This window comes from Pseudarthrobacter sp. NPDC058329, from assembly GCF_042879835.1.
In the GTDB taxonomy this organism is placed as follows: Bacteria; Actinomycetota; Actinomycetes; order Actinomycetales; family Micrococcaceae; genus Arthrobacter.
In genome coordinates, this window is the sequence record NZ_JBHVZR010000001.1 from 147,396 (window position 1) to 160,009 (window position 12,614).

Below are 12,614 nucleotides of genomic sequence, written 5' to 3' on the forward strand. Positions count from 1 at the left end.
GCTACTTCCTGGAATTAGTTGGCTGCCCTATTTCGGGTGATCCTGTGTAAAACTTGAGGCATTTCTGCAGCCGGGACCAGCGGAGCCTATTGGGCGCTGAATGTTTCGATCGTGTTGATGACCGCAGGTCCAAGAATTGCGATGAAGAGAACCGGAAAGATAAAGAACAGCAGCGGAAACAGGATCATCACGGGAAGCTTCATGGCCTTTTCTTCGGCGCGTTGGCGGCGCTTGACCCGCATGACCTTCGCCTGCACGCGGAGCACCCGGCTGATTGCGATGCCGTAGGTATCCGCCTGGACCACGGCCTGCACGAAGCTGCGCAGCTCCGGGATGTTGGTCCTTTCGGCCAGCGCAACATAGGACTCCCGGCGGCTGCGGCCCACCTGCATGTCCTGCAGGGTGCGGACAAGCTCTTCCGCCAGCGGTCCCTTGCCGTTCTCGCCGGCCCGGGCCATGGCGCCTTCGAAGCCGAGCCCGGCCTCCACGGAGATGAGCATCTGGTCCAGGGTGTTGGCCAGTTCCAGCTGCATGACCTTCTGGCGTTCCTGCCCTTTGCTGTAGAGCAGCAGGTCCGGGATGAAGTACCCCAGGAACAGGACGAACAGGCCGGCGAGCTTCATCAGGGGGGTGCTGCCGATCGACGTCAGGTAGACCCCGACGGCGACGCCCGCGAAGCCGAGCGCCAGTTTGGAGCCGAGGACTTTGCCCAGCGGCATGGTGGCGGGGCGGCCGGCGAGGGCGAGCAGGCGGTCCAGGAAGGAGACATACGACGGCGGTGTGAGGCGCCGGCCGATGCCCTCGAGCAGGCCGGGCCTGCTGGCTTCAACCACAGTGAGCGGGGCGGCCCCGCGCGAGAGGAGATCGTTGACGGCCAGGCGGCCCTGCCTGTCCGCGGTAAGGACGGACCAGGCCAGGCCAGCGGCGGGGACACAGACCAGCAGGATGGAGAGGAGAACTATCAGGTTCATGGCGTCCTCAGAACTTCAGGTCAATGATCTTGCGCATCCAGAGGGCGCCGATGGTCATGAGGACAAATGAGGCTCCGATCATGACCCAGCCCAGGGGATGGGTGAACATGGAGTTCATGTAGGTCGGGCTGACGGCCAGCAGCATGGCCACGATGCCAAAGGGCATGGCAATGAGGATGTAGGCGGAGAACTTTCCCTCCGCGGCCAGTGCCTTGATGTGTCCCTTGATTTCGCTGCGCTCGCGGATGGTTTCGTTGACCTGGTCCAGGACGTCCGCCAGGTTCCCGCCTACTTCGCGGTTGATCTGGATGGCCTGGGAAATCCAGACGAAGTCCTCGTTTTTCATCCTGTCGGCGGTGTCATTGAGGGCAGCGAGCAGGTCGCGGCCCAGGCTGGTTTCGGTGATCACCCGCCGCATCTCCTCCGACGTCGGCTTCTGTGATTCGGTGGCCGCGGCGTCGATGGCCCGCAGGATGCTGTGGCCGGCACGGAGGCCTCCGGAGAGCAACTGGAGGGTATCGCCGAGTTGGCTGTCGAAGGCGCCACGGCGTTTTCCGGCGAGGAATCCCAGAATGAGTTTTCCCACGAACGGTGCGGGGACGGCCAGCAGGATGCCCGCAAGTGGCCCCACCGTGACCACACCCGCGAGCATTCCGATGCCGGCCCCGATGCCCACCAACAGGAAGAACTCGGCCTGGCTCAGGTGGAGTCCGGCATTTTCGAGTTCCGCCCGGGAGAACAGGGAGACGTGGCGTCCCTGCAGGAGGCGTTCGAAGGACCGCACGGCGGAGAGTGCCAGGCGGGAGATTGACGACGGCGGCTCGGGTTCGAACGGACGACGACGGTCCAGCGGCACTTCGGGAGCGCTCGGCAGCAGTGCCGCCACGCCCAGGAGGCTGACGGCCACGAGCAGGATGACTGCACCAACAGCGAGAATCATGGCCGGGCCTATCTTCCGGGGGTGGTCTGGCTGGCGGGGGCTGTAGGACCGGCGAAGACGGCGGGGGAGACGTGGATGCCCAGGTCTTCAAACCTGTCGATAAACCGCGGCCTGATGCCGGTTGCCACGGGCCTGCCCAGGAAGCGTCCGTGGGCGTCCACGCCGGCGGAGTAGTCGAAGACAAAGGCGTCCTGGAGGGTCACGATGTCTCCTTCCATGCCTTGGACTTCGGTGACGTGGGTGATGCGGCGGGAGCCGTCGCGCAGCCTGGAGATCTGGACGATGAGGTTGACAGCGGAGGCAATCTGCTCGCGGATGGCGCGCAGCGGCAGGTCCATCCCGGCCATCAGCACCAAGGTCTCCAGACGTGCAACGGCGTCGCGGGGTGAGTTCGAGTGCACGGTTGAAAGGGAACCGTCGTGGCCGGTGTTCATGGCCTGCAGCATGTCCAGCGATTCCCCGCCGCGGACCTCGCCCACCACAATCCGGTCGGGTCTCATACGCAGCGAGTTCCGGAGCAGCTCGCGGATGGTGACTTCGCCTTTGCCCTCGGTGTTGGGTGGCCTGCTTTCGAGCCGCACCACGTGCTGCTGCTGGATCTGGAGTTCCACGGCATCCTCGATGGTGACGATGCGTTCATCAGCCGGAAGGAAGGAAGACAGCACGTTCAGCAGCGTCGTCTTGCCGGTGCCCGTACCGCCGGAGACGATGATGTTGAGCTTGGCCTTGACGCAGGCGTCCAGCAGCTCGGCCATCTCGGGGGTCAGCGTCCCGAAATCGATCAGGTTGCGGACGGTCAGGGGGACCTTGCTGAACTTACGGATGGTCAGCGACGAGCCGCCCACGGCCAGCGGCGGGATCACCGCGTTGACGCGGGAGCCGTCCTCCAGTCGGGCGTCCACCAGCGGGGAAGACTCGTCGATGCGGCGCCCCACCTTGGACACAATCCGCTCAATGACCTTGCGCAGGTGTTCCTCGGAGCTGAACCGGGACTCGGTGAGGGTCAGTTTGCCCTTGCGCTCCACGTAGATCTGGTCCATCCGGTTGACCATGATTTCCGTGACGGCGGGATCATCCAGCAGTCGCTGGAGCGGGCCGTAGCCCAGCACGTCGTCGGCCACGTCCCGGACCAGCCGGGTGCGTTCTTCGGCGGTGAGCGGGACCTGTTCGGCGTCAATGATCCGCGTCAGTTCCTCCTTGGCGGTGGCCCGGAGTTCCTGCTCGGTGACGGCGCCGTCGTTGAAGCGCGCCCCCATCCGCTCGAAAAGGGCGGTGGCCGCCCGGTGCTTCATAGCTGCGAAGACATCCACGGGCTGGACCTTGGGCACAGCGGGGGTGCCGGCGTCGTACGTTGATGTTGCTGGAGCCTGCTGGGCAGGAAGGCGCCGCGGCTCGCCCACTGGTGCGGGGGGAACGACGGCGGCGCTCGGCGGTTCAAGTACGGCAACATTGCTGCCGGTTGGCTGGTTACGGTCCTGGAGAGCGCTGATCCGCTCGGAAAGCTTCATCAGATGACCACCCTTCGGTGAAGCTTGCGCTGGGCCTGGGCGCGCCACGCAGGGTTGAACCTTTCCACCAGCTGACGGAGGCTTTTCACGGCGGGGTCCTTTTTGGATTCCTGGAGGACGGGGATGCCGCGGTTGGTGGAGAGGGCCACGGCGCGGGACCGGGGAACGCTGACGTCCACGGGCGCGCCGATGGTGGATTCGACGTCCTGGACGTTGAGGCCGGCTTTGGCGTCGGCCATGTTCAGGACAACGTGCCGTGACTCGGGCATGATGTCGAGCTGCCGGAGCACTTCCAGGCCGGAGCGCAGGCCGCGGAGGCTGGGGATGTCCATGGCGCTGACCCACACTACGTCGGTGCACTGTTCCATGGCGGCGAGGCCGATTTCGGGCATGCCGGGAGCGGTGTCGAGTACGACGTACTGGAATTCCTGGGCCAGCTGCTCGAGGAGGCGGGTGATCTGTTCCGGGGTGATGTGGTCCGCGTCCACCGGGTTGGGCGGCGCGCAGAGGGCGTAGATGCCGGCCGGGTGCACGGTGAGGAAGGCCTTGAGGACGAGGGAGTCCTGGGCGGCTGCCGGCGAGACGGCATCCGTGACGGTGTGCTCGGGGGTGAGGTACAGGCCCGAGGCGACGTCGCCGAACTGCAGGTCCAGGTCCACGATGACAACGCTCATCGGTGCGATCTGGCCGAGTCCGATGGCGATATTGGTGGCAAGGGTTGTCTTGCCGACTCCGCCCTTGGGGGAGAAGACGCCGATCACGAGGCCTTTGCCTCCTGTTTCTCCTTGCGTTTCCGGGGCGCGGTGGCGGGTGGCGAAGGACTGGCAGGCGCGTTCGAGGAGGACGCGGATTTCGGCGGCGTCAGCCTGTGGGCTGAGAATGTCGCGGATGCCGGCGCGCATGGCGGTGAGGAGGTGCCCGGCGTCGACGTCGCTGACCAGCACCAGGCTAAGGCCGGGGAGCTGGACGTCGAAGACCTTGGCGAACCGCAGTGCCTCCTCGTAGGGGACGTCCGGGCCGATGATGAGGACTTCAGGCTGCTCCTGGTTCAGGAGGGCGAACAGCTCCTGCGGGCCGGCGGGGAGGATGTCCGAGGCGATGGTCTGGACGGAGCCGCGGAGGCCGTTTGCTACTGCTTGGCGGAGTTTGTGGTCGAATTCTGCGCTGGGGGAGAGGAGGACGAAGCGGCTCACTTGTACACCACTTCCTTCCGTTCGATCCGGGGGCCGTTGTCCTGGGCGTCCAGGGGTTCCTTGGTGAGCCAGAGGCTGCCGTTGATTGAGGTGAAGATGATTTTCCCGGCGTCAACGTCGGTGACGGCGACCGTCAGCATGAGGGAGCCCTCGGGGAGCGTGGTGTCCGCGGGGTCCGCTCCACCCTCGGCCGGCTGCTCGGCGCTCGCAGGCTGGGGGGCGCGTTGAACGGCCGTCACCAGGACCTTGCGGATGGTTAGTTGCGTGGTGGCGTCCTCCGCTTTTGCCTTGTAAGCGCCGTTCTCAAAGTTCAATGAGATGCCCACGCGGTCGCCCACGTTGATCCGGCCGCCGACCACCCGTTTGGGTTCCACTTCGAAGGAGACTTCCTGCAGGCCGGCGGGCACCTCGACGGCGCCCTGTGCTTTGACGTCTTCCGGGGCGACGAGCCGTTCTTCCAAGAGCTGCTCGCCGGGGACCAGGTCCACGGCGGCGACAGTGCCGGCTTTGTTGTCCAGGGTGCCGAGGGCGGAGTCTGAAACTCCTGCCGCCGGTACCTTCTCGATTACCAGTGAGGCGGCCATGTCATTGACCGGGGTCCCGGCCGGGATGGCCGTCTTAACCACGAGGACGTCCTTGGGTTCCGTTGAAGCCAGCGCCCTCTGGTCCGCGCCCTGGGCGTAGAAGACGATGAGGAGGGCTCCCACAATCGCCAAAGCGACCGCAGCCGTTCCGGCGAACAGGCGAGACTTCACTTTCAACTCCTGGATGAAGGGTACTGGATTAGAGGGTGAGGCGGGCGACGGACGCCCCATAGTTGGTGGTATTCCCGAGTTCAAAGCCTTGCGCCAGTGAGACGAACTTCACGAAGTATCCCCTGATGGCCTTGTTGTCCACTTTCGCCCCGGCTGTCCAGCTGATGCTGGCGAAGTGGTAACCGGTTACGTGGAACGCGGCAAAGCCCTTGATGTAGTACTTCCCGCTGGAGCCGGTTCCCGTCGCAATGTCGTACAACGGCAGGAGGACCGTTTGGTTCTGCATCTGGGTGAAGTCAGCGGCGCTGCACGTGGAGGGGACACTCGCGCCCGTGTCGCTGGCGAACCAGATGCCGGAGTTGCTGGCGGCTCCCGCGGTTGCGGTTACCGAACATTTTGTTGATGTGGTCTGTATCCAGCCGAACCCGCCGGGGATACCACCGCATCCATTGACTGACTGTTCCAGTAACTGTTCTGTGCCCTTTGCGCCGCCGGCCGGGATGTTCAATTTGCAGTGGGCAATGGCCAGCGGGAGGATAACCGGTCCCTTGGAGGGGTTACCCCATTCCGCGGTTGCTCGAGCGCCGACCTCTTTGCTCGGGATGCCCAAGACGTCTGCGAAGAAAAGCGAGACAGAGTTGTCTGGGCCCCCACCTTCTTTAGCTGACGTAGTGACACTGACCTTTCGGGCGGTCTCATTCAGCTCGATGTCGTAGACCTTGCTCATGCCGTCCAGAGCATTCTGGTTGACGAGGCTGGTGGCGAGGTCGGACGTCGTGGAACACGCGGGGTCGTCCCCGTCTTTGGCGCACTTCTGGGCGAGGGCTATGGCGGCGGAGTCGGCGCCGTTTTGCAGTTGAGCGCGTTCTGAGTAGATAACTCCGACGTCAACGGCGATTGCCGCAAAGCCTAGGAGGGTTACCAGGAGGATGGCGACGATGACGCTGACTGCGCCCTGTTCTTTGTGTTGCCTATTCGTGCTCAGCCGCCGCACAGCATGACCCCCTTGCCCGTCATGGAAAACGGTCCTGCAATGCCGGTGATGGTGGACAGGCTGTACTTGATGGTGAGCGTGACCTGGGCGCCGGTGCTGCATGTGTTGGTGCTGAGGGTGACGTCTGAGGTGGGGATAGTGGTGCCGACGGAGGCAGCCGCATTCTTCGCCGCCACCTTGGCGCTAACTGGGTCATTGGCAATTGCCATGACTCGAACGCCGTCCCGGGCAGCGTTGGTGAGAGTGATTTGGGCGTTGTATGCCCGGCCGAATTCGATCGTGCCCAGCACCAGCATCAAGAGGAGGGGCAGCAGGATCGCAAATTCGACGGCGGCTGCACCGCGTTCCGAATCATGTGACACCTGCTGCACCTCCTCTCGAATGACTCGTTTGTGCCCTCCTGCTTGAGGCTTTCCGGTTCCGACATGGGGTCCGGAAGGTGACGTGTTTTTACGGGGTGGTGGCAGCGGGGGTCGTGGCGGCGGTCGTCGGCTTCACGCTGTTGGCCACATCATTGAAGGTGCCCATGACGTTCTTTCCGAGGAGTGTGACGGCGACTATGATGACCACGGCGATGAGCGCGACCATGATGCCGTATTCAACGGCAGTGGCGCCCTTCTCTTCACGGCGAAGGCGGATCATCAGATTGGTGTAGAGAGAAAGCATTGTGTACTCCTGAGCGAGTCGGTTGGCTGGCCCTGCACCAGCACTAAGACGAAGTTAGCAAGCGGTTTTCGCTCTAACCCTGGATCTTGGAATATCCTGTGCAAACGCTTTTACTCCCGCACATTTCCTGCGCTTTTGCTTTGACTTTGCTGCGCTAACAATGTGACTTGGCGCTTTGACCAGGCACGCAAACGGACCCCCTCGGTTCTGGGTGCCGAGGGGGTCCGGTCTATGGGGCCGCGCTAGGACAGCGCGAGCTGAGTGCCAGGGTCAATGGAAACTCCGCCCTGGCGTTCAGAGGCGTGGCGACCTAGGAGAAGGCTGCGATGATGTTCATGACTGCCGGCCCCAGCAGGATAATGAAGAGGGCCGGGAAGATGAAGAAGATGAGCGGGAAAAGGATCTTCACGGGAATTTTCATTGCATGTTCTTCTGCCCGCTGACGTCGCTTAATTCTCATCTCGTAAGCTTGAAGCTTCAAAACTTTTGCGATTGCGATGCCATAGGCGTCTGCTTGAACAATTGCCCTGATAAAAGATCGCAGATCCGGGACGTCAACGCGGTCAGACATCGCTAGGTACGCCTCCTTCCGGGACCGACCTACCTGCATGTCCTGCAAGGTCCGGGTTAGTTCATCCGCGAGCGGCCCGCTCCCGTTCTGGGCAGTGCGGGCCATCGCGGCCTCGAACCCCAACCCGGCCTGTACAGAAATAAGCATCTGATCCAGCGTGTTCGGCAGTTCCTGTCTAATTCTGGCCCGCCGTTTCTCTGCGTTTGTTCGGATCAGCAGATCCGGCGCGAAGTAGCCGAACGCTATTGAGGCGAGCAGAACGGCAAAGCGTGCCGGTGCCGGGGATGCCAGGAAGATGTACAGTCCGACTGCGGCTCCTCCGAGTGCCAACACCGGTTTGACAACGAGGAGGCGTTCCAGCGGCCACTCCTTCGGCCGCCCCAGGGCGCCGAGTTGCTTGTCGAGCCAGGCGACATAACCCGCGGGCGTGATTCTGCGGACGATGGTGCTCAATTCAGCCGAGAGATTCTTGGGATCGGCGTTCCTGGCTCGCTGTCCAAGGTTTGCCTGGATGTTCCGTATGGCAGCACGGTCTGTGGCAGCGACCGCCCACACCAGATACGTGACAGGTACGACTATTGCAAGAATCAAGGCAAAAGCCAAGGGTGACATCTCGGGCCTCCTAAAACCTGGGTTTGATCAGTCGGCTGAGCCAGAAACCACCGGCGGTGAGCATGACCGCGACAGCCCCGAGCATGAGGTAGCCGGGAACGGTGCTGATAAAGGTCTTTGCATACTGGCCGTTGATGAGTATCAGTGCGAAGAACAGGACTACAGGGAGCCCCATCAGAACGGCGGCCGACATCCTTCCCTCAGCGCTCAAGGCCTTAACTTGACGCCGGATCTGGTTTCGATCGCGGATCGTCTCAGCCACGTGGTCCAGAACTTCCGCAAGGTCGCCTCCCACCTCCCGGTGAATCTCGATAGCTTGCGCAATCCAGGCGAAGTCCTCGCTGCTCGTGCGGCCAGCAACGTCATTCATCGATTCGCCCAGGTCCCGCCCAATCCGGGTCTCGTTGACGATCCTGGCGAGCTCCTCCGACATTGGGGCGTCCGATTCCCGTGCCGTCCCGTCTATAGCCCGAAGGAGTGAGTGCCCGGCCCGCATGCCGCCAGTCAGCATTTGCAGTGTGTCTGGTAGTTGCTCGTCGAACTTGCTTTTACGCCGGGACGCAAAGACCGACAGCGAAGCAAACATGACGCCAGGCACCAGCAGGATCATCAGGATGGCGAAGAACAGGCCACCCAGAAGGAACCCGAAGACGCTGCCTGCCAGGGCGCCGGCTCCCGCCATCAGAAGGAAGTTCGCCGGCTGGGTCTTTAAGCCTGCGCGTTCGAGCCTGCCGCGACTTATCGCAAAACCGTCCCTGCCCTTCAGTTGCTTGTTGATGGCACCCAACGCGGAATCCGTGAGGACACTTAGCCTTGTTGCAGCGGCCGGGACATCTGGACGACGGCGGGACAGCGGAATAGTGTTCCCGGGCTTCAAGACAACGGCAACGAGGAGAACGATAGCTGCGACTACCAATGCCACGCCCGTGATCATCATCGTCACGGGGACTTCAGGGACCTGCATCATCGGCTCCTAACTGCTGGAGCGCCAAAGACCGCCGGAGAAACTCGAATACCCAGTTCGTCGAACCTGTCCGTGAAGCGTGGTCTGACCCCGGTAGGTACTGGCTTCCCGAGGAAACGCCCGTCGGCATCGATCCCCGCAGAATAGTCGAAAACGAAAGCATCCTGGAGGGTCACAATGTCGCCTTCCATACCTTGCACTTCCGTGATGTGAGTAACACGGCGCGATCCGTCGCGGAGACGTGAGATGTGCACGATGAGATTGACCGCGGAGGCGATCTGCTCACGGACAGCCCGCAAGGGGAGGTCCATGCCTGCCATGAGAACCAAAGTTTCCAGACGGGCCACCGCGTCGCGGGGCGAATTTGCATGCACAGTTGATATGGAACCGTCATGCCCGGTGTTCATCGCCTGCAGCATGTCCAACGATTCACCTCCGCGGACTTCACCGACCACGATTCGATCTGGCCGCATGCGAAGGGAATTCCTGACCAGGTCGCGTATCGAAACCTCTCCTTTGCCCTCTATGTTCGCCGGCCGGCTTTCCAAACGAACAACGTGCTCCTGCTGAAGCTGAAGTTCGACAGCATCCTCGATGGTGACGATTCGGTCGGTGGACGGTATGAACGAAGACAACACGTTCAACATTGTCGTCTTGCCTGTTCCCGTACCGCCGGAAACGATGATGTTCATGCGGGCAAGGACACAGGCCTGGAGCAGCTCTGCCATTTCAGGTGAAAGGCTTCCGAGCTCGAGCAACTTCTGCACGGTCAGGGCCTCGCGGCCGAACTTCCTGATTGTTAGAGATGCACCGTTGACGGCCAGGGGTGGGATGATGGCGTTCACGCGCGAACCGTCCGGGAGGCGTGCATCGACCAGCGGAGACGACTCGTCAATGCGCCGACCGATCCTGGTGACGATTCTTTCGATCACCCTGCGCAGCGCCTCGTCAGTGACGAACCTGGTGTCAGTGAGAAAAAGGTGGCCGTTCCGCTCAACGTAGATCTGGTCGGCCCGGTTCACCATTATTTCGGTGACTGACGGGTCATCGAGGTACCGCTGCAAAGGCCCGTGACCGAGGACGTCGTCTATGATTTCGCGGGACAGTCGTTGCCGCTCGCCCTGTGTTAGCGGGACCTGTTCCTCGTCGACTATCGTCTTCAACTCGTCCTTCACGAACTGATGAAGTTCGACTTCATCCAGGTTTGAATCCGTGATCCGGGAGCCCAACCTCTCGTAGAGGGCTTGGCTGGCCCGCTCTTTGAGGCCGTTCAGGGCCTCGCTGGCAATCCCAGCAGTGACCTCAACGGGAGTGGGAGTCTGGGCCTGTTCCGCCGCCTGCGCCTGCTGCAGGGCACCCAGCGTTGCCGGCGCCGAGTACGTGTCCTGTGAATTGGGCGCATCGGGTGCGGTCACCTCGCCCCGAAGCTTTGCGAATCTGTTTGAGAGTGTCACTGCACAACCGCCCTTCTGTGAAGCTTCTTTCGGGGGCCCTCCCAGTTAGGCTTGAAGCGCTCAACGAGGTGCCTCAAACCTTTGGCCGCAGCGTCACGGCTGCCGTCCTGGAGCAGCGGGACGCCTTTGTTTGTCGAGAATGGAACCGCGCGGGAGCGGGGAAGGACAACGTCCACCGGGGCTCCGATGGTGGCTTCCACGTCCTGCACTGTGAGGCCAGTCCGGCGGTCGGCCATGTTCAGCACGACGTGCCTCCCGTCGGGAAGCAGGTTCAGTTCGGAAAGAATCTGAAAACCTGTGCGCATGCCCCGGATACTGGGTACATCCATTCCACAGACCCATACTGCGTCTGTGGCCCCCTCCAGTGTTGCCAGCACGTGCTCTCCCAACCCGGGTGCGGTGTCAATCACCACATACTGGAATTCGGTTCGCAGCTGATGCAGCAGGTGGACGATATGTTCTCCGTTGATCCCATCCATGTCGATGGGGTTGCGGGGGGCGCACAGCACGTAGATGTTCCCGGGGTGAAGGGAGAGGTAGGTCTTAAGGACCATGGCGTCCTGACTGGCCGCACCCACTACCGAATCGGTGATCGTGAAATCAGGGTCAATCATCAGCCCGCTGGCGATGTCTCCAAACTGTAGGTCCAGGTCCACCAGAACAACGCTCATTGGAGCTATTTGACCTAACCCGATCGCCAGGTTGCTTGCAACCGTCGTTTTGCCCACGCCCCCTTTTGGGGACATGACAGCGATGACGCGGCCTCCCTCTGTAGTCGGACGTTCGGCTGTGTTGGGCGCGAGTCCCCGGCGACGGCCGGCAGCTGCCAGGCTGGCGCGCTCAACCAGTGCCCGGATCTGCTCCATGTCAGCTGACGGACGAATGAGGTCCCGCACTCCCGACCGCATGGCGTTCAGCGCGAGTTCACCATCATCTTCTGCCACGAGGACGATGCTGATTTCCGGGTACTGAAGGTCCATCACCGCCGCGAACTTCAACGCTTCGTCGCGCGGCAATTCGGGCCCCAGGATGAGGACCTCGGGCTGTTCGCCAACCTGCTGGTGGATGATGGCCTCCGGACTCTCCGGGAGGTAGCTGGCTTGAAAGGACTGCAGTGACCCGCTGAGGGGTGCTATTGAGGCGCGGATGGTCCGTTCGTACTCCGCAGAGGCGGTGATCAGGATGAACCGGCTCATCGGAAAACCTTTGTCTGGGAGACGACTCCGTTAGTGCCCTCAGTAGCGTCTATGGGTTCTTTCGAAAGGTAGATCTTCCCGAATTCCGCGGCGTATACCAACTTTTCCGCGTCGACGGCATTCCGGGCAAGGGTAATAAGGTATGAGTCACTGGAGCCCTGCTTGCTGCTACTTTCGGAGTTGAGCGCGCCCGCGGACGTGGCCTGCGTGGCCTCGCCCTGCGTTTGTGCAGCCTGTCCTGAACTGAACTGAACTGCTGTAACAAGGACCTTATGGAAGGTCAGCTGCGTCCCACTTGCACCGGCCGCGGCGGGGTCCGCGGCGGCCGGGTCACCGAGGGACACGAAAACGCCAACAGTGTCGCCGGCCTGGATGCTTCCACCTACAACCCGATCAATGTCCAGTCTGAAAGTGATTTCCTGAAGCCCAGCCGGAACCTCAACCCGGGCGGGACCCATAAAGGTGGTTGCGTCCACCAGCCGGCTGGTCAGTAGCTGTTCGCCAGGAACCAGGCCGACGGAGGTGACCATTGCGCCTACCGAACCAAGATCCACGACGGCGTCTTCCGCTACCGCCATCCGCGGTACGGCCTTCTTTATGAGGTACTGGTTGAGCTGGCCTGCAGGTGTGCCGGCAGGCACCTCCTGCTTCACCACAAAGACCACTTCGGTCTCGGTGTTGGCCAGTGCGCGGCGCTCCGCGCCTTGAACGTAATTGAACAGAAGGACTGTGCCTATCACCGCTACAACCAGCGCGGCAATGCCTCCCAGTAGGCGAGCTTTCATGTCTT

General features: G+C 62.2%; 13 protein-coding genes. All 13 read right to left on the bottom strand.

Translation table 11 applies throughout. The annotated features are described in order from the left end of the window. Window positions 1-86: 86 nt before the first annotated feature. The gene (locus ACFVYC_RS00780; RefSeq protein WP_387545516.1) at window positions 87-971 is read right to left on the bottom strand and encodes a type II secretion system F family protein; all 885 of its coding nucleotides are present in this window, start codon (window positions 969-971) and stop codon (window positions 87-89) included. A 7-nt stretch (window positions 972-978) separates the two neighbouring features. Next, window positions 979-1,911: a type II secretion system F family protein gene (locus tag ACFVYC_RS00785; RefSeq protein ID WP_387545517.1), complete on the bottom strand. Its 933-nt coding sequence runs from the start codon at window positions 1,909-1,911 to the stop codon at window positions 979-981. Window positions 1,912-1,919: 8 nt separating this feature from the next. Continuing rightward, on the bottom strand, window positions 1,920-3,419 hold the full coding sequence (locus tag ACFVYC_RS00790; protein WP_387545520.1) for a CpaF family protein: 1,500 nt from the start codon (window positions 3,417-3,419) through the stop codon (window positions 1,920-1,922). Beyond that, complete coding sequence (locus tag ACFVYC_RS00795) at window positions 3,419-4,612, bottom strand: CpaE family protein (protein ID WP_387545522.1); 1,194 nt, start codon at window positions 4,610-4,612, stop codon at window positions 3,419-3,421. Before ACFVYC_RS00795 ends, ACFVYC_RS00790 begins: the two co-directional genes overlap by 1 nt. Beyond that, window positions 4,609-5,367, bottom strand: a complete 759-nt coding sequence (locus ACFVYC_RS00800) for a Flp pilus assembly protein CpaB (protein WP_387545523.1) — start codon at window positions 5,365-5,367, stop codon at window positions 4,609-4,611. Before ACFVYC_RS00800 ends, ACFVYC_RS00795 begins: the two co-directional genes overlap by 4 nt. A gap of 28 nt (window positions 5,368-5,395) precedes the next feature. Then, window positions 5,396-6,361 carry a pilus assembly protein TadG-related protein gene (locus ACFVYC_RS00805; protein ID WP_387545525.1) on the bottom strand — a complete coding sequence of 322 codons (966 nt, stop codon included), beginning with the start codon at window positions 6,359-6,361 and terminating at the stop codon, window positions 5,396-5,398. After that, the gene (locus ACFVYC_RS00810) at window positions 6,349-6,723 is read right to left on the bottom strand and encodes a TadE/TadG family type IV pilus assembly protein (protein ID WP_387545527.1); all 375 of its coding nucleotides are present in this window, start codon (window positions 6,721-6,723) and stop codon (window positions 6,349-6,351) included. The genes ACFVYC_RS00805 and ACFVYC_RS00810 overlap by 13 nt, the downstream gene beginning before the upstream one ends. Window positions 6,724-6,811: 88 nt before the next feature. Then, the gene (locus tag ACFVYC_RS00815; protein WP_387545528.1) at window positions 6,812-7,027 is read right to left on the bottom strand and encodes a Flp family type IVb pilin; all 216 of its coding nucleotides are present in this window, start codon (window positions 7,025-7,027) and stop codon (window positions 6,812-6,814) included. A gap of 310 nt (window positions 7,028-7,337) precedes the next feature. Continuing rightward, window positions 7,338-8,210 carry a type II secretion system F family protein gene (locus tag ACFVYC_RS00820; RefSeq protein ID WP_387545531.1) on the bottom strand — a complete coding sequence of 291 codons (873 nt, stop codon included), beginning with the start codon at window positions 8,208-8,210 and terminating at the stop codon, window positions 7,338-7,340. 10 nt (window positions 8,211-8,220) lie between these two features. Further along, entirely contained in the window at window positions 8,221-8,997 is a 777-nt protein-coding gene (locus ACFVYC_RS00825; RefSeq protein WP_387545532.1) for a type II secretion system F family protein, read from the bottom strand. Window positions 8,998-9,173: 176 nt separating this feature from the next. After that, window positions 9,174-10,589, bottom strand: coding sequence for a CpaF family protein (locus ACFVYC_RS00830; RefSeq protein WP_387545534.1), 1,416 nt, complete (start codon window positions 10,587-10,589; stop codon window positions 9,174-9,176). A 35-nt stretch (window positions 10,590-10,624) separates the two neighbouring features. After that, a complete protein-coding gene (locus ACFVYC_RS00835) occupies window positions 10,625-11,824 on the bottom strand; it encodes a CpaE family protein (protein ID WP_387545535.1) in 1,200 nt (399 codons plus the stop codon). Beyond that, on the bottom strand, window positions 11,821-12,609 hold the full coding sequence (locus tag ACFVYC_RS00840; protein WP_387545536.1) for a Flp pilus assembly protein CpaB: 789 nt from the start codon (window positions 12,607-12,609) through the stop codon (window positions 11,821-11,823). The genes ACFVYC_RS00835 and ACFVYC_RS00840 overlap by 4 nt, the downstream gene beginning before the upstream one ends. Window positions 12,610-12,614 lie beyond the last annotated feature (5 nt).

Excerpts from the sequence above, each read along its gene's own strand:
- ACFVYC_RS00840 (WP_387545536.1), bottom strand. The coding sequence starts at position 12,609 with ATGAAAGCTCGCCTACTGGGAGGCATTGCCGCGCTGGTTGTAGCGGTG.
- ACFVYC_RS00815 (WP_387545528.1), bottom strand. The coding sequence starts at position 7,027 with ATGCTTTCTCTCTACACCAATCTGATGATCCGCCTTCGCCGTGAAGAG.
- ACFVYC_RS00835 (WP_387545535.1), bottom strand. The coding sequence starts at position 11,824 with ATGAGCCGGTTCATCCTGATCACCGCCTCTGCGGAGTACGAACGGACC.
- ACFVYC_RS00785 (WP_387545517.1), bottom strand. The coding sequence starts at position 1,911 with ATGATTCTCGCTGTTGGTGCAGTCATCCTGCTCGTGGCCGTCAGCCTC.
- ACFVYC_RS00790 (WP_387545520.1), bottom strand. The coding sequence starts at position 3,419 with ATGAAGCTTTCCGAGCGGATCAGCGCTCTCCAGGACCGTAACCAGCCA.
- ACFVYC_RS00780 (WP_387545516.1), bottom strand. The coding sequence starts at position 971 with ATGAACCTGATAGTTCTCCTCTCCATCCTGCTGGTCTGTGTCCCCGCC.
- ACFVYC_RS00820 (WP_387545531.1), bottom strand. The coding sequence starts at position 8,210 with ATGTCACCCTTGGCTTTTGCCTTGATTCTTGCAATAGTCGTACCTGTC.